This window comes from Helicobacter rodentium ATCC 700285, from assembly GCF_000687535.1.
Lineage (GTDB): Bacteria > Campylobacterota > Campylobacteria > Campylobacterales > Helicobacteraceae > Helicobacter_D > Helicobacter_D rodentium.
Genome location: NZ_JHWC01000007.1, coordinates 25738 through 42404, shown reverse-complemented (window position 1 = coordinate 42404; position 16667 = coordinate 25738). Strand labels below are relative to the sequence as shown.

Sequence of the window (16667 nt, the reverse complement as noted above, 5' to 3'; positions counted from 1 at the left end):
AGAATTTCACCCCACATCCTTGCAAGATTTTATAAAGAATCGTGATAATCTATAATATGAAATGGTTTTAAAGATTCCATTGTAGAGGTTGCTTTATGCAAGATTGGGATTGCTTCGGCTAACGCCTCGCAATGACGCGGTGGGATTCTGTCATTGCGAGAGATTCGTTAGAATCTCGTGGCAATCTATAATAATGCGCTTCCTTGAAGATTCCATTGATTTACTTTTTGCTTAATTACAGATTGCTTTGTCTCACTTTGTTTATTCCGCGCAACAACAGAAAACCAAAGCGTCTGCCACTTGAATCTTTGCAAGATTCTATCGTTTAGTCTGCTTTACTTAGAAATTTCAAAATTTGCAAAACACATTCCAAAGAATCGCTCACCAAAAGACCCGGGAGAAATCAAAGTGCGCACTTTAGCACTCTGTGCCATATAATTTTCTAATCCAAAATGCGCAATATACCATTCGCACATTTTATCCAATCCCATATCCACGAGTGCGCGATTCTGATGAGACAAGAAACACTCCTTAGCTCCTGTGCGCAAAAATGCCTCTTTCCAAAGAGTGAAATTTACATCGTAAGTCAAATCCGCTTGACCAAACAAATTTAAAAGTGCGGAATCGCAAAGCTTAGAGGTAGGATTTAAGAAAAAATTATGTGTTTCGTGTCGTAAATAAAGCCGCAAAGAAAAAGAATTTCTTGCCTCCAATGCACCATAATCAAAGCTTAAAAAAAGCCATTTTGGAGCAACCTTAGAAAGCTGATTTGCAAAATCAAACGCACCAAGCGGAATCTCTCCAATTTCTACATTAAAAGCCTTTGCAAGTTCTAAAACCTCCGCATTAGCTTCCTTGAATACCAACTCCCCACCCTCTATAAACGCCATTTCTCCTTTAAAAACTAGCTCACAAGCAAAGGCGTCCAAAAGCTCGTTACTCACAAATAACGCAACATCAAGCTTGCCCAAATCTTCTAAGCACAGAGCAGTTTTTAACTCTTTTTGCAGTCTTGTTTGAAAGTTTTTCTTTTGCACTTCTTGTAGAGTTTTCAAGGGTTCTAATGTCCAAAACTCTACATTCTCTACCGCGTTTAAACTCAAAAATTTCGCTATATCTGCAATCAAATCACCCTTTTCGCTTCCAATTTCTATGATTGCAATTCTGCCCTTTAAAGATTTTAGAATCCCTTGCAAATAAATTCCTAGAGTGAAACCAAAAAATTTTCCCACACTCACATTGGTATAAAAATCCCCCTTTTTGCCCACACGTACCGCACGATAGTATCCATTTTCTCCATAAAGCCATTCTTGCATAAACGCACCAAAGCTTTGCGATTCCATTTGGTTGCTTCCTCCTTATCTATTCTCTAGTCTGCAAGAATCCAATAAACAACTATAAGCAGCCTAAATCTTTTGTCGTAAAAAGCTAAAAGGCGGCAAAGTAAAGGGCAAGAGAAAGGCGTTTTCATTGCCACTATGGATAGATTCTAATTCCTTGCCATTCACGAGCAGAATCTTAAAAAGTTGCAAATATTTTTTGCCATTCTTTTCAAAAATCTCCCCTATTTCGTTTTTGCCACTTGGAATAGAATCCCAATGCGCACTCACAATTTCTTTTGGTTCATTAGGGCGGATTGTGTGGCGACAAAGCGCACTCTTGCCATCTTCACTCACTTCGGCATTGACTTGATAGCTCCCCTCGCTAATGGCGGTGAGATGGTTTTGTGTATTCAACTTCTCATAAGGGCGATGAATGATATAGCCATCACTAAAACCGCGATTCTTTAGTGTGTCTAGCTCACGCACATAGCGCGATTCTACAAAATCGCCTTTGACATAATCCTCCAATGCGCGTCTGTATGCTAAAGCGGTAATTCCTGCATAGTAGCTTGATTTTGTGCGTCCCTCAATCTTTAGCGAATCAATCACACCACTTTGCAGAATCGTAGGAATATGTGCGGACAAATTTAAATCTTTCGCATTAAAAATATGCGTTCCCACGCCCTCTTGCTCCTCTAGGCGCATCATTACACCATTGTCCGGATTCTTTGCGTAAAATTCCTTTCCATTAAAGCGCACAAGCTTATCGCTCTCCTCATCACGCACATAATATTCATAGTCAAACCGACAATCGTTCGCGCAACTCCCACGATTTGGCACGCGTCCATTTTGCAATGCAGAAATCAAACAGCGTCCGGAAAATGCAAAACACATTGAGCCGTGAATAAAAATTTCCAATTCTAAATCTGGTAAGGCTTTTTTAATCTCTATGGCGTCTTTTAAGCTTAATTCTCTAGCTGCAACAATACGCTTCACTCCAAGCTCATAAAATACCTGTGCGTCTAGGACATTTAGCACATTGGCTTGTGTGGAGAGGTGGATTGGAATCTGTGGCGCAATTTGGCGGGATAGCTTCACAACACCCGGTGTTGCAATGATGAATCCATCGGGCTTTAAAGAAGCCATTTTTTCAATATGGGATTCCAATAGTTTAAGTTGAGAGTTAAAAGGGAATCCATTAATGGTTACATAAATCTTTTTGCCCTTTTGGTGTGTGTATTCCACACCTTCTTGGAAAGAATCAAAATCAAATTCTTTGCCCGAGCGGTTGCGCAATGAAAAATGGCTCACCCCTCCATAAACAGCGTCCGCACCATATTCTAAAGCGATTTTTAGTTTTTTAAGATTCCCTGCTGGAGAGAGTAATTCTGGAATCCGCATTCAGACTATTTGCCAAAATTTGCAATTAAAGCTTCAATGTCGCTTTCATTGACAACATTCTCTGTTTTATCCCCTTGAATATGCACTGCGGAGCTTACGCGTTTGTTATCATCAATTTTGCCCTCAAAGAGTGAGCTCATATACCTTGCGAGTGCGCGCATAATGTTAATGACGCGCTCAATCTTTTGACGATGAATATCTTGGTATTGCATTGCCTCCATTGCGTCCAATGAAATATTAGAGATTTCTTGTAGGGAATCTGAAATTGTCTGCACATTTGCCTTGACTTTTGTTGCTTTTTCTAGTTGCTCATTAAATGTGTGAAAATCTGGAAATTTAGTATGGAGCTTTTGCAAAAGCTCTTCTTGAGAAATGATGAATTCTTGAATCTCTGCAAAGGCTTCTTCTACATCCGCATCAAGATTGTTGATTTTTTCTAGCTTATCAAACATCTCTGTGGCTTTAATTTCAGAATCACGCGTTACATCGTCTAGTTGATGCACCACTTTATGTTCCGCAGTTGGCGGTGGTGGGGGCCAACTCACATCTTGTTCAATAAGAAAATCTTCCGCTTTTGCTTCATCTTTAATTGTAGGATCTTCTAAAGCAACTCTTGAACCCTCTTGATTTTCACTTCCAGCTTCTTGCTTTTGATTCCCTTGTGCAATATCGTCCATATCGCTACCCAACAATGAATCCAATTCCTCTTGTGTCATTCTTACCCCTTGAAGTAAGTTAAAAATTACTCGTAATTATACGATTAATTTTTATATTTTTGTTTAAACGCATACAATTCCTAAAAAAGTGGCTCATCCATTTCCTGTGGAATCGCAATTCCCATTAACTTCAAAATACTTGGAGCAATATTGTTTAAGCCCCCATTTCGCACAGATTCTACACCATTAGCCGCAACAAAACACCACACATCGCCAATTGTGTGATTCGTCAAAGGTTCGCCTTGCTCGTCTTTCATCTCCTCACAATTTCCGTGGTCGCTTGTAATTAACAACCCATAACCTTTCTCTTGCGCCTTTGCGTAGATTCTACCCAATTCACTATCCACAGCCTCTACGGCTTGGATTGCAGCTTCATAATCGCCCGTGTGTCCCACCATATCACCATTTGCGAAATTTACCACAACAAAGTCATAGCCTTCATCAATGGCTAATAATACTGCATTGCCCACTTCCTTTGCGCTCATTTGTGGTTGTAAATTATAAGTTGCAACTTGTGGAGAAGGCACCAAAAGACGCGTTTCGTTTGGATAAGGCTCTTCAATTCCACCATTAAAAAAGAAGGTTACATGTGCATATTTTTCAGTCTCTGCAGTATGGAATTGACGCAAATTATGCTGAGCTAAAATCTGCGCTAGGGTATTTTTAGGACTTTCTTTAGGAAAAAGAATCGGAAAAGGAAAGGTCTTATCATACATTGTCATCGTAACAAGCGGAATCTTTGTAAATTTTTTTCTCTCAAAAGCATTAAAGTCCTCATAACCCAAAGCCCTTACAATCTCTCTTGCCCTATCACTTCTAAAGTTTGCAAAAATGATTCCATCGTCTTTTTGGATTCCGTTGTAGTTATTAAAACACGCAGGGACAATAAACTCATCAGAAATCCCCTCTTCAAATTGCGCTTGCAAATAAACTTGTGGAGAAGTTGCTTGTGGATTCTCCCCTAAGGCAATTACATTGTATGCCCTCTCCACTCGCTCCCAACGATTATCCCTATCCATTGCATAATAGCGTCCGCTAAGACTTACAATGCGAATATTTTTGCCCTCAATACTTGTTTGTGTTTGCTCTAAAAACTTCAACATGCTTTTAGGTGGCACATCGCGACCATCTGTAATCAAATGCAATAAAACTTCGCATTGAGATTCCAATCCTAATGCAAGTGCCAAAATATGGTTTAAATGCGAATGCACACCTCCATCACTCATTAATCCTATAATGTGAATACGCTTACTTGACTTTAAACAATCAAGTGCTGGATTTTGCATTAGGATTCCACTTTCAATCGCCTTGTTGATTTTTACAAGGTCTTGATAAAGGATTCTACCACTCCCCAAACTCATATGCCCCACTTCAGAATTTCCCATTTGTCCCTCTGGCAAACCAACAGAAAGCCCATAAGTTTGAATCATTCCATAAGGCACTTCCGCAAACAACTTATCATAAGTTGGCTTTTTAGCGTGAAAAAAAGCATTATACTCTTGTCTGCTACTATATCCGATTCCATCTGTAATCACTAAAACCGCTTTCATTGAAATTTTCCTAATTTTTAAAGTTATTTTGGGTAGAATCCTACCTAAATTTTTCCTAAAATTTCATTTATAAGTGCTAGTTTATGCTTTATTATTTATACGCTTTTTTGGATATTAATATCTTTCAATACATTACCGTTCGGGCTGCCATTGCCTTTTTTATGGCATTTTTATTAAATATTTTTTTAATGCCCCATTACATTCTCTGGGCGCGTAAGAAACAAGCAAGTCAGCCCATTTCAGAATTTGCCCCCAAAAACCACCAACAAAAAGTCAATACGCCCACAATGGGTGGAATCGTGTTTGTTGGCACAACCCTGCTTGCGACTTTGTTTTGCGCGAAATTAACGCACACTTATGTGTTGCTTGGGATTCTCACTTTGCTTTGTTTTGCCCTGCTTGGCGTGAGCGATGATTATTCTAAAATTATGCAATGCAAGAATGCTGGAATGCGGGCAAAAACAAAGTTTTTATTGCAGATTCTTATTAGCCTTATTTTGTCCTCTGGGCTGTATTTTGCGGGACTAAACACGGAATTTTATCTACCATTTTTAAAAAATGCGATGTTTGATTGGAATCTCTTTGGTATCTTGTTTTGGACACTTGTTTTTGTTGCAACAAGCAATGCAGTAAATCTCACCGATGGCTTAGATGGATTGGTTGCGATTCCCTCTATTTATGCGCTGACTTCCTTAAGCGTGTTTGTTTATGTCGCGGGACACTCGGGCTTAAGCTCTTATTTACTTTATCCTAAAGTGCTAGATAGTGGGGAGCTTGTGATTCTCTCTGCCGCGCTCATTGGTGCGCTCATTGGCTTTTTGTGGTATAACTGCCACCCCGCGCAAGTTTTTATGGGAGATAGCGGAAGCTTAAGTCTTGGCGGGTTTATCGCGTATATGGCGATTGTCTCCAAAAATGAGATTCTACTTTTTTTAATCGGCTTTATCTTTGTCGTGGAGGCATTGTCTGTAATTTTGCAAATTGGAAGCTACAAGACGCGCGGCAAAAAGATTTTTTTAATGGCACCCTTGCACCACCATTTTGAGGAAAAAGGCTTGAGTGAAAGTAAAATTATCGTGCGATTCTGGATTGTGGCGTTGATGAGCAATCTCATTGCGCTTCTTACATTAAAACTTCGCTAAAGGACTGCTATGTTAATACTCTTAGGATTTGGCGGGACAAATCGCGCGATTGCGGAATCTTTTGCCCCTTGCATTGTGTTAGATGATAGTTTCACAGAAAAAAGTCAAGATGATTTAGGCAATCTTTTGCTTCCAAGCAAAAATCTAAGCGAAGTCTTGGCGCAGAATCCCGAAGCCTCCATTGTTACAAGTCCCGGGATTCCACCTAATAATGCGATGATTACAACCGCACTAGAATTTATCGCCACACACCCTCAAGCAAAGCTTTGCAGTGAATATGATTTTTTTGCAACCACACTTTCTAAAATGCCACCCTCTGTGTGGATTAGTGGCACAAATGGCAAGACTACAACCACGCAAATGCTCACACATTTATTAGAATCCTATGGCGCACAAAGTGGTGGCAATATCGGCACACCCTTAGCAAAGCTAAATCCCAATGCGCCTTTTTGGATCTTGGAGACTAGCTCCTTTACTCTGCATTATACACAAATCGCAAAGCCGATTCTCTATTTACTTTTACCGCTCTCGCAAGACCACATTAGTTGGCACGGAAGTTATGAAAACTATATTGCAGACAAACTAAAGCCTATCCTCCTTTTGCGCGAGAAAGAAATAGCGATTCTGCCTAAGAATTTGGAATCACACCCTTTGTGCAAACAATCTCTTGCAAATCTCATTTTTTATCAAAATTCACAAGATTTAGCGGATATTTTTCGCCTTAATTTAAGTGCGATTGCCTTTAAAGAGCCTTTTTTGCTAGACGCCACTCTTGCTCTTAGCACGTGTGAGATTCTATTTTCTATTCAAGATTACGCGCTTTTAAACACCTTTAAAATCGGTGCGCACAAAATGGAGGAATTTCACGATAAAAATGGCAACTTGTGGGTAGATGATAGCAAGGGAACGAATCTTGATGCGACAATGGAGGCAATTAAATGCTACAAGGAGAAAAAGATTCTGCTTGTGCTAGGCGGCGATGATAAGGGGGCGGATTTGACTCCGCTTTTTGACTTGATTGCGCAATGCGATGTGGAGATTTTTGCCATTGGGAGCAACACCGATAAGCTCTGCACTCTTGCAAAAGAAACAAAAACTCCACATTGTGCGTGTTATACGCTAGAAAATGCTGTTGCAAAGATGAAAGATTCCTTTCGCACACAAACCAATGCAGTCGCCTTGCTTTCTCCTGCTGCGGCGAGTTTAGACCAATTTAGCTCCTATAAGGAAAGGGGTGAGAAGTTTAAGGCTTACGCACTGCAATGACGTAGCGGGATTCTGTCATTGCGAGAAAATCTCTGATTTTCGTGGCAATCCATAATCAAAAAAAATTGGATTCAACAAATCTTTAATGGCAAGATTATACATTGTTGGATTGCTTCACTAGTATCTGCAATGACGGCGGTTTGAGTTGCGCTTTAACCCATTACAAAGATATTATAAATACCCACAATATATACAGCCAATAAGCCATACAAAATGCAAAGGGCAAAAGAAGTAAATAGAGTAAAATAAAGCAGGAAGTTTGCTTTCAAATCGACGCATAAAGACGCTTAAGACTGCTAATAGTGTAAAAAAGAGTGGTAGCGCAAAACTCCAAGTCATCAATAAACCTATTTGGCGAGGAGAGAGATTATCCTCATCGTTTTCTGCAAGAATTGCGAGAAGTTCTTGTAAGCTTAAAGGATAGCTCTCTACCACAATCTCTTGAAAAAATAGCACACCAAGCAGACAAACACTTCCAAAGGCGAAATAAAGCATAAGCAATCCAATTTTAAGCGAATCTCTTTTAAAAACATAAAGCCCAAAACCCATTCCTATTAAGTATTTGAATAATAGTATGATTCACAAGATAAAAGACATATACCGCAAAAATCAAAAAATATGCAAATGCAAGAATCACAGAAAGATATTTACATATTTTTTGTGTTCTATTAAACTCCACACCACAATATAAACCAATTTTTTTGTAAAACTCAACTTCTTGTTCTTTTAGTTTTTTAAGATTCATTATCTCCTCCCAATAGGATTCCGCATTTTAGCAGAATAATATTATAATCTTTGATTACATTGCTAAGATACACAAATTTTAGACTTCAGAGGGAATCGGTATGAATTTTATTGTCTTGTTTTTTGCTTTTTTATTCTTTTTTGCTATAGGTGGCACTTTCACAATTTATTTTCAAAATCAAACTGCTAGGATTCTGCTTTGGCTGTTTTGGATTCTTTGCTTTAACTTCTTTGTCTATATGTTTTTAGAATCCCTTGTGTCATTGGATACTTTGTCATTGCATAAGCCTAGACTAGGAGATTTGCTTATAATTTCTTCAACACTTATCCTTTGTGTTATTGGATTGGTAAGCCTTAAATCCCATCAGAGATTTCCACGATTTTGGATTTTATACCCCTACACTTGCTTTTTTGTTGTAATACTTGTAAGCAGTCTCTTTTCTTTATTTGACGAAGTGCCTAGAGGCAAAATGTCTTTTGTGGAGGAGGACGAAATCTATCTTTATAGGAGTATAGTTGCTTTTTCAATGCTTTCAAGTTTTGGGGGGCTTGTTGCGCTTTATGCACACAAAAGGAGGCTTTGCGCTCTTGCCTTTGCAATGGTATTGGTTGCTGGTTTTATACATTTTATCACTTTTGTGCGTTAATTTTATATCAATGTGTTTGATGGCAAATCTAATGAATCCTTTTAGCCTTTAAATATGCGCGTCTAGGAGCAGGATACCCCTCAATCGTCTGCTCACCACTGGGGGTTAAAAAATCCCCTAAGGATTCTCCACTGCTCCATTTTGTCTTGCGTTGCTCCTCTAGTGTAGTCTTTAGCGTTGCAATATGCGTAATTTCTCTAAATCCACATTTTTCCAACCAACCCTTAAAAGTGCAAAGCGTGGGGACAAAATAGACATTTGACATTTTCGCATAACTTCCTTTGGGGCAAAGCGCAATCTCTTGCTCCCCCTCAAGAATCAAGCTATCAAAAACTGCTTCGCCACCACTTTTTAAAGCATTATAGACAAGCTTAATCGCTTCTAATGGGCTTTTGCGATGATACAATACCCCAAGACAAAGTAGCACATCAAAATTTTTCTCAAAATAAAGCAATTCCTCTATGCCAAGCATTTCAAAGCTTAAGCGATTTTCAAGGGCAAAAAATTGCAAAAATTGGTATTGCAAAAAGCATAGGGGCATAGGGTCAAACCCTACTATTTTAGCAGGATTCTGCGCTAAAGCCCTAAACATATAATAACCATTGTTGCACCCTATGTCCCCTACAATCTTATTTTCCAAATTCAAATGCGGCGCAAGTAGATTGTATTTGATTGCACTATTCCATTCGCTCTCTATTTCCAAATGGTTAATCTTAAAAGGACCTTTGCGCCAAGGAATCAAAGCTTTTGCGACTTCACAAACGATTTCAAAAGATTTTACACTAAGGTTTGGAACCCAAATCTCCACCATATCGCCATAAACAACCTTTATCCCCTCTAATTCAGGCTTTGGAATCGTATTTAAACTTTCTATTTGTGCAGACAAGGGCGCAATATGTTTGAAGTTTAAAGCGCGTTGATGCTCTATTCTTCTCTGCTCTAAACTTTGGTGCAATGTTTGCATTAAAAAGATTCCAACGCCTCTTGTTCTCGTTGCTGCAAAGCTTTTTCTTTGTAAATCAAATTCTCCGGGCAAGTTTCGTGATAATTACCCTGCGCATCATAATAATAGCCCTTTTCGTCCCAATACGAAGACGAGATTCCACAAGCATTTTGATAACAACCACCACACAAGACCGCCCCAATCACAAAAACAACAAACTTTAAACTTCTTAGCATTGCATTAATTCCTAGCAAAATGATTCTATTGATAAAATTATACTCAAAAAGCATCATTTGTGCAATAAAATAACTTATGTTAATGTCTGCTTTCATAAAGCATAAATTGGAATCTTGCTGCAATCATTTGCGCCCTTTGTAGAACTTGCGCTGCCACCTCATCGCAAAAAACTTGTTTCAAACTCTCCTCAAACAATTCCAACCAAATAGTAAAAAATTCTCTCGGAAAGGGAGGTAAATCCAAATGCGCTTTCAATGGAGCACCACTATAATCTCCAATATTTAGCAACATTCCATACCAAAAATTTGCAATCTTGCGTTTATGTTTTTCCCACAATATATCCTCTGTGCCAATTTGGTTATTAAAAATATCTCCCACGCCACTTTTATCTACACGAATCTTTGCATAAAAAATATCCATCAACAAATCAATGCCTTCTACGCAAATTTCACTATATTTTTCCATATTTTGCTCCTTTAAATATAAAATGCAAGTTTTGCCAAAACAACAATCAGTACTCCCAAAACCAAAGCAATGGGGTGAATTACTCTCTGTAAAGGGCTTGGTTTTTTAAGCCCATAATAAAACACCAAAGAAACAATTATCATCAATGCAATTCCAAATGCTAAAAAGCTTTTGATAATTAAAAGTTGCTGCAAAGTTGTAGTAAAATATCCCATTTCTTTTCCAACATATTGACTTAACATTATCAATCCTGTTACAAAAAGTATCATAAAGCATAGAGGAATCCATTTGCTTCTCCTACCAATAATACTAAACATTTTATCTGCAAATTCCTCCCCCAAAACCTTACGAATCGGGCTAAGAAACACTACATCACAAAAGAGATAGCCTACAAAGACAATAGCACAAAATAGATGAATAATCAAAATAACAGGATATAAATTATCCACATTAGATTCCTTGTAAATATTTTATTTGTGCAATGCTAACTAATTTTTTAAACAAAAAAGTTGATAATCGTTAATGCTTTTGTTAAAATATATAAAACTTTAAAATCCACGCTTTAGGAGGGAGTTTTTATGCAAGATTACTTGAAAATGTTAATTTCTTTGGGTTATAAACGCTTTTATCAAAAAGGGGAAATTTTGTTTTTTGAGGGTGAAATCCCAAAACAACTTTTTGTGCTTTTAAGCGGGAAAGTAAGGGTTTATAAAACCATAGAAGAAACCCAAAAAATAAGAGGCAAAAACACTAAAAAAATAGCGAGAGAACAAACTTTGCATTGTATTTGCGCCCCAAATTTCATCGCAGAAATGCCAAGTTTTCTAAACCAAGCTTTTCCCGCTAGTGCTACATGTGAAGAGGAATGCGAAGTCTTAGAAATCAGCCTCTCCACTTTTCAGAAACATTGCATAGAAAACCCATCGTTTTGTCATACTTTTATCGCCTCACTCTGCAATAAAATCAAGGTTTTAGAATCCCATATCGCACAAAATTCTTTAAGCCTAAAGGAACGTTTAGTGGAATTTTTACGCGCCAATGAAGCTGAACTTTCCAACCTAACGCAACGTCAAATAGCACAAAGACTTAATACGAGTGCCGAATCGCTTTCACGCATTTTAAGAGAACTCAAGGCGCAAAAGATTCTAAGCACACAAAAAGGAAAAATTGTATTTAAAGGTTAAAACTTGATATTACATAAACCTTTTAATGCCCCTATAAAATCAAATTCATTCAAACAGGGACACAAATGAAAAAACTAGCAATATTTGGTGCTGGTGGTCATGGTGCAGTTGTTGCAGATATTTTAGAATCTCAAAATTTATCTTTTAAGATTCTCATTGATGACAATCCACAAGGCAAAACACTTAATGGAATCGCCGCTATCACAAGAGACGAGTTTCTTAATCTCCCAAATGCAAAAGAGTTTGGCATTATTTTAGCTATTGGAGACAACTTTGTAAGACAAAGACTTTATCATTTTTTTACTGAAAATCAATTCCGTTTGCCTTTTGTTGCCCATTGTCGTGCTATAATCTCAAAATCAGCAAAAATTGCCAATGGGAGTGTCATTATGCCAAATGCTATCATCAACGCCCACGCTCAAATTGGTGCTGGAGTTATTGTCAATAGTGGAAGTATTATAGAACACGATTGCAATATTGGAGATTTTTCACATATTGCGCCTAGTGCAACCCTTTGTGGCAATGTGCATATTGGGGATTGCACACATATTGGGGCTAAAAGTGTCGTCATTGAGGGAAAAAACATTGGAAAGCATTGTTTTATTGGTGCAGGAAGCGTAGTGGTTAGCAATATACCATCATATAAAAAAGTTGTCGGTAATCCAGCAAAAAAAGAATTAGAATAAGGAGAAATTATGGGATTTAGAATTTTTTTATCTCCTCCGCAAATGAGTGGCAAAGAACAACAATATATCTACGAAGCCTTTGAAAGCAACTTTATCGCCCCACTTGGCGCATTTGTCAATACCTTAGAAGAAAATATTAAATCCTACACAGCCTCTCCTAATGCCTTAGCACTCAATTCTGGTACAGCGGCATTACATTTAGCATTACGCACAAGCGGGATTGGACAAGGCGATTTTGTGCTTGCAAGCAGTTTCACTTTCATTGGTTCTATTGATGCGATTCTTTATCAAGGTGCGATTCCAATCTTTATTGATAGCGATTTGGATTCTTGGAATCTAAACCCAAATTTACTAATCCACGCTTTAGAATCCCTACCCCAAAAGCCCAAAGCCCTCATTGTTACACATCTCTATGGGCAATGTGCTAAAATTGCAGAAATTGCAGAAATTTGCTCCCAATATGGAATCCTATTGATTGAAGATGCCGCAGAATCGCTTGGAGCATTTTATGACAACAAACATAGCGGGACCTTTGGAGAATTTGGCGTTTTATCTTTTAATGGCAACAAGATTATTACTACAAGTGGTGGTGGTATGTTGCTTGGTAAAAACCAAGAAAAGTTAGAAAAGGCTCGTTATTACTCTACTCAAGCGCGTGAAAATTTACCCTTTTATGAGCATTTAGACTATGGCTATAACTACCGCTTAAGCAATATTTGCGCCGCTATTGGCGTAGGACAACTAGAACAAATTGAGGATAAAGTTGCTAAAAGACGAGAAATTTTTGAATGGTATAGTGAGGCTTTACGCAAAGAAGTGGAATCTGAAATCTTAGAATTTATGCCTGAGATTCCAAACTCAAGGGGCAATCGTTGGCTAACAACCCTACGCTTTTTAAGCCCTAAAGTCAATCCTCTAGCTCTTGTAGAATCCCTAGCTAAAGAAGGAATAGAATCGCGTCCATTATGGAAACCTATGCATTTGCAACCACTCTTTAGAGATTCCACTTCTTTTGTTGATGGCACAAGCCAGAGGCTCTTTGAAAGCGGAATCTGTTTGCCAAGCGGTGGAGCATTAGAAAAATGCAATATTGATGAGATTGTAAGCCTTATTCAAAAATTCTTAAAGACTTGCTAGTGTTACAATCTGTTTTATTTCGCCCAAGTAATGCTAAGCGTATTATATTTTTTGTCTGTATAGACTTATTTCTCTCTTACTTCACACTGATTCTCTCCTATGATTTGCGCTTTAGCTTTCAAGTGCCTTTAGAGTTTAATTTTTCTGTTGCACTTGCTTTTTGTGTGTTGATTTCTTTAAAAATCTTATTCTTAAGCCTCTTTAAAATCTATCTTGTGCCTTGGAGATTCTTTGGATTATTAGAAGCATTAAAAATATTTTATGCGCATATCCTAGCCTATGGAGTTTTTTGCGCTATTGCATTCTTTGGAGGAATCTTTGGAAACTTCCCTTTAAGTGTCATAGGGATTGATTTTGTTATTTCTAGCATTTTTATAGGAGCTATTAGAATCTCTAAACGCATTTACCTAGAAAACTCCCCAAAGAACTCTCCCAAACCCGCCGTTATCTTTGGCGCAAATACACAAAGCGCAACACTCATCAAGGCTGCACTAAATAGTGAGATTCCATTCTACCCTCTTGCCATCATTGAAGAAGATGAAAAAACGATAGGAAATTATATTTCAAACCTTAAAATCTATCCCAAAAGTGCATTAAAAGAATTAATACAAAAACACAAAATTAAATCCGCGATTCTTACGCGCCCTTTTGCAAAACCCCCACTAGAAGAAATCTTCAACCAACTCACGCAATTAGGCATAGATGAAATCAAAATTGCAAATCTATTAAAAGACGATACACAAAAAAGCGTTACAGAACCGCTCAAAAGCATTTCTATTGAGGACTTACTCTCTCGCCCAAGCAAAGATTTAGACAAAGAGGTTATTGGCGCATTCTTAAAGGACAAGAAAGTGCTTATCACAGGAGCAGGTGGAAGTATTGGCAGTGAAATCGTGCGGCAATGTGTAGAATTTGGCGCACAAAGAATCGTGCTAGTAGAACATAGCGAGTTTAATTTGTATGCGATTTTAGAGGAATTAAATCAAAAATGCTTACAGCAAAATATGGATTCTAAAGCCCTGCTTCGCCCTTGTTTGTTAAGTATTTTGGAAAAAGAAAGATTCCAAGCATTAATCCAAGAAGAAAAACCAGACATTATTGTCCATGCAGCAGCCTACAAACATGTGCCACTTTGTGAATACAATCAAAAAAGCGCGATTGAAAACAATATTATCGGTAGCAAGAATGTGCTAGATAGCGCGATTGAATCTTGTGTGCCAAAAGTCGTCATTATCTCTACGGACAAAGCGGTGCGCCCAGCAAATGTTATGGGTGCAACTAAGCGGATTGTAGAACTCTATGCGCAAAATGTGGAATCTAAGAATAGTGAAATTGTCGCCGTCCGCTTTGGTAATGTGCTAGGCAGTAGCGGTTCGGTTGTCCCAAAATTTAAAGCACAAATAGAAGCAGGAGGTCCTATTACCGTTACGCACCCAGAAATTACGCGTTATTTTATGTTGATTCCAGAGGCTTGTCGGCTTGTGCTTCAAGCAGGTGCGATAGCCAAAGGAGGAGAAATTTTTATTTTGGATATGGGAGAACCGGTTAAGATTGTGGATTTAGCCAAAAATATGTTGCGACTTTATGGTAAAGAAAATGAAATCTCTATTGAATTTAGCGGATTGCGTCCGGGAGAGAAACTTTATGAGGAATTATTGCTTAGCGAGAGTGAGGGCAAAACAAAATATCCTTCTATACAAGTTGCTCGTCCTACAAAATACGACATTCACAAACTCAATACAGATATTTTAGAGCTAATGAAAGCTCAAAACTCCAAAGAGCGAATTGCAAAGCTTAAAGAAATTGTAGTGGAGTTTAACCATAATGCTTAGCACAGAAATGAGTGATTCCAAACGCCATACTTTAGCCTTTGTAATTTCCTCTCTTAGAATGGGAGGAGCGGAACGCGTAGCAAGTCTTATAGCAAACGAACTATCTAGTCAATATAGAATCTTGCTTTTTATATGGAATGACAAAGAGAGATTCTATCCTCTAAACCCTAATGTGGAAATCCGAATCCTTGCAACCAAAAAGCGTGGGGTGCTTGGCAATATCCTGCGCATTTTTAAGCTTTGGAGAGCATTCAGGGCACAAAAGGTGGATTTAAGCATTGGCTTTATACATCAAACCAATATTTTAACGATTCTTGCTTCCAAAATGGCTAGGATTCCTTGCATTGCAACAGAGCATAGTATTTTTAATGCTTTAGAATCTAAATTTTGGCGCATTTTACGCTACTTAACCTATCCCTTAGCAAATTGCGTTACCACCCTTACACAACAAGATTTGAAGCATTATTCTTTTGTTAAAAATGTCTATGTTTTGCCAAATCCCGTGGAAATAACCCCCAATCCCCACGCTTTAGTAGAGAATCTAAACTCTTTCAAACCCTACATTTTAACTGCGGGACGAATGATTGCTTCAAAAGGCTTTGATGAATTAATAGACGCCTTTAGAATTTTTAGTGCGCAGTTTCCGCAATACACTTTGCTACTTGCAGGAGATGGAATCCAAAGAAAAGCATTAGAAGAACAAGCCAAAGGATTAAAATGTAAATTCTTGGGCAAAATAGAATCCTTAATACCTTATTATGCCAATGCCGAATTTTTTGCCCTTGCAAGTCATAGAGAAGCCTTAAGCAATGTTTTAATTGAATCGCTTTTGTGTGGAACGCCTGTGGTGAGCTATGATTGTCCTTATGGACCAAAAGAGATTATCGGTTGTGATTCCTCTATACGCAATGGAATCTTGGTGGAAATGAATGAAAAAAGAGTGGAATCCCTTGTGGCTGCATTCGTTAAAATGGCACAAAACAGAAAAGATTATGCAAAGAATACCGCATTAGCTTACGAACGCTTTTCCTCTAAAGTTGTGTTAGAAAAATGGCAACAACTCATTCTTGATTGCTTAAACAAAACGCCTAATGAAAAATAAAGGCTCTTTTAAAATGGCTTTGATAGATAGATTGTATGCTAAAATAGTTTAAATTCCCAAATTTTACAATATTGTATTCCGAAGCTGGTTGGATTTGATTTTCTGTGATTAAAATTCTACTTTCACAACCACCAAATATTAAAACCAAAAACGCAAATACAATACAAATTAAATTTTTCATTCTAAATCCTTAAAATCTTTTGTTAAGAATTATAAAAAAGACTTGTAAATAAAAAATGGGGAAATTGTTAAGATTTAACAAAGTTTAGAACAATCCTGTTTTCTCGGTGTTT

The 16667-nt window shown here is 37.8% G+C and carries 20 protein-coding genes; 9 read left to right on the top strand and 11 right to left on the bottom strand.

What is annotated here, in order from left to right; translation table 11 throughout:
* Window positions 1-88: 88 nt before the first annotated feature.
* Window positions 89-235, top strand: coding sequence for a hypothetical protein (locus BS85_RS11465; RefSeq protein ID WP_156938077.1), 147 nt, complete (start codon window positions 89-91; stop codon window positions 233-235).
* Between the two features lie 100 nt (window positions 236-335).
* Here BS85_RS11465 and BS85_RS0106455 read toward each other — a convergent pair whose 3' ends face one another.
* From BS85_RS0106455 to gpmI, 4 genes are all read right to left on the bottom strand, one after another.
* Window positions 336-1343 carry an SAM-dependent methyltransferase gene (locus BS85_RS0106455; protein ID WP_026944079.1) on the bottom strand — a complete coding sequence of 336 codons (1008 nt, stop codon included), beginning with the start codon at window positions 1341-1343 and terminating at the stop codon, window positions 336-338.
* Between the two features lie 63 nt (window positions 1344-1406).
* The gene (locus BS85_RS0106450) at window positions 1407-2723 is read right to left on the bottom strand and encodes a peptidase U32 family protein (protein WP_026944078.1); all 1317 of its coding nucleotides are present in this window, start codon (window positions 2721-2723) and stop codon (window positions 1407-1409) included.
* Window positions 2724-2728: 5 nt separating this feature from the next.
* Complete coding sequence (locus BS85_RS0106445; protein ID WP_026944077.1) at window positions 2729-3439, bottom strand: PolC-type DNA polymerase III family protein; 711 nt, start codon at window positions 3437-3439, stop codon at window positions 2729-2731.
* Window positions 3440-3519: 80 nt separating this feature from the next.
* On the bottom strand, window positions 3520-4995 hold the full coding sequence (gene gpmI, locus BS85_RS0106440; protein ID WP_026944076.1) for a 2,3-bisphosphoglycerate-independent phosphoglycerate mutase: 1476 nt from the start codon (window positions 4993-4995) through the stop codon (window positions 3520-3522).
* Between the two features lie 77 nt (window positions 4996-5072).
* Between gpmI and mraY the strand changes: the two genes are divergently transcribed.
* Both mraY and murD read left to right on the top strand, forming a co-directional pair.
* Entirely contained in the window at window positions 5073-6131 is a 1059-nt protein-coding gene (gene mraY, locus BS85_RS0106435; RefSeq protein WP_026944075.1) for a phospho-N-acetylmuramoyl-pentapeptide-transferase, read from the top strand.
* A 9-nt stretch (window positions 6132-6140) separates the two neighbouring features.
* Window positions 6141-7397, top strand: a complete 1257-nt coding sequence (gene murD, locus BS85_RS0106430; RefSeq protein ID WP_026944074.1) for a UDP-N-acetylmuramoyl-L-alanine--D-glutamate ligase — start codon at window positions 6141-6143, stop codon at window positions 7395-7397.
* Window positions 7398-7568: 171 nt separating this feature from the next.
* Here murD and BS85_RS0106425 read toward each other — a convergent pair whose 3' ends face one another.
* Complete coding sequence (locus BS85_RS0106425) at window positions 7569-7892, bottom strand: hypothetical protein (RefSeq protein WP_156938076.1); 324 nt, start codon at window positions 7890-7892, stop codon at window positions 7569-7571.
* A 28-nt stretch (window positions 7893-7920) separates the two neighbouring features.
* Entirely contained in the window at window positions 7921-8142 is a 222-nt protein-coding gene (locus BS85_RS0106420) for a hypothetical protein (protein ID WP_026944072.1), read from the bottom strand.
* Window positions 8143-8242: 100 nt separating this feature from the next.
* Between BS85_RS0106420 and BS85_RS0106415 the strand changes: the two genes are divergently transcribed.
* Entirely contained in the window at window positions 8243-8788 is a 546-nt protein-coding gene (locus BS85_RS0106415; RefSeq protein ID WP_026944071.1) for a hypothetical protein, read from the top strand.
* Window positions 8789-8816: 28 nt separating this feature from the next.
* Here the strand turns inward: BS85_RS0106415 and cmoB are convergent, their stop codons facing one another.
* The 4 genes from cmoB to BS85_RS0106395 all read right to left on the bottom strand — a co-directional run bounded on the left by cmoB (window position 8817) and on the right by BS85_RS0106395 (window position 10882).
* Entirely contained in the window at window positions 8817-9752 is a 936-nt protein-coding gene (gene cmoB, locus BS85_RS0106410; protein WP_034551333.1) for a tRNA 5-methoxyuridine(34)/uridine 5-oxyacetic acid(34) synthase CmoB, read from the bottom strand.
* Entirely contained in the window at window positions 9752-9967 is a 216-nt protein-coding gene (locus tag BS85_RS0106405; RefSeq protein WP_026944069.1) for a hypothetical protein, read from the bottom strand. The genes cmoB and BS85_RS0106405 overlap by 1 nt, the downstream gene beginning before the upstream one ends.
* A gap of 79 nt (window positions 9968-10046) precedes the next feature.
* Window positions 10047-10433 (bottom strand): group III truncated hemoglobin, encoded by a 387-nt coding sequence (locus BS85_RS0106400; protein ID WP_026944068.1) that lies wholly within the window; start codon window positions 10431-10433, stop codon window positions 10047-10049.
* 11 nt (window positions 10434-10444) lie between these two features.
* A complete protein-coding gene (locus BS85_RS0106395) occupies window positions 10445-10882 on the bottom strand; it encodes a copper resistance protein CopD (RefSeq protein ID WP_026944067.1) in 438 nt (145 codons plus the stop codon).
* 129 nt (window positions 10883-11011) lie between these two features.
* Here BS85_RS0106395 and BS85_RS0106390 point away from each other — a divergent pair, with 129 nt between their 5' ends.
* From BS85_RS0106390 to BS85_RS0106370, 5 genes are all read left to right on the top strand, one after another.
* Window positions 11012-11617 carry a Crp/Fnr family transcriptional regulator gene (locus tag BS85_RS0106390; RefSeq protein WP_026944066.1) on the top strand — a complete coding sequence of 202 codons (606 nt, stop codon included), beginning with the start codon at window positions 11012-11014 and terminating at the stop codon, window positions 11615-11617.
* A 65-nt stretch (window positions 11618-11682) separates the two neighbouring features.
* Window positions 11683-12303, top strand: a complete 621-nt coding sequence (locus BS85_RS0106385; protein ID WP_026944065.1) for an acetyltransferase — start codon at window positions 11683-11685, stop codon at window positions 12301-12303.
* A gap of 9 nt (window positions 12304-12312) precedes the next feature.
* Window positions 12313-13440: a UDP-N-acetylbacillosamine transaminase gene (gene pglE / locus BS85_RS0106380; protein WP_026944064.1), complete on the top strand. Its 1128-nt coding sequence runs from the start codon at window positions 12313-12315 to the stop codon at window positions 13438-13440.
* Window positions 13440-15272: a UDP-N-acetylglucosamine 4,6-dehydratase (configuration-retaining) gene (gene pglF / locus BS85_RS0106375; RefSeq protein WP_026944063.1), complete on the top strand. Its 1833-nt coding sequence runs from the start codon at window positions 13440-13442 to the stop codon at window positions 15270-15272. Before pglE ends, pglF begins: the two co-directional genes overlap by 1 nt.
* Window positions 15265-16374: a glycosyltransferase gene (locus BS85_RS0106370; RefSeq protein ID WP_245596308.1), complete on the top strand. Its 1110-nt coding sequence runs from the start codon at window positions 15265-15267 to the stop codon at window positions 16372-16374. The genes pglF and BS85_RS0106370 overlap by 8 nt, the downstream gene beginning before the upstream one ends.
* Here BS85_RS0106370 and BS85_RS0106365 read toward each other — a convergent pair.
* Complete coding sequence (locus tag BS85_RS0106365) at window positions 16361-16555, bottom strand: hypothetical protein (protein ID WP_026944061.1); 195 nt, start codon at window positions 16553-16555, stop codon at window positions 16361-16363. The genes BS85_RS0106370 and BS85_RS0106365 overlap by 14 nt on opposite strands.
* Between the last annotated feature and the right edge of the window lie 112 nt (window positions 16556-16667).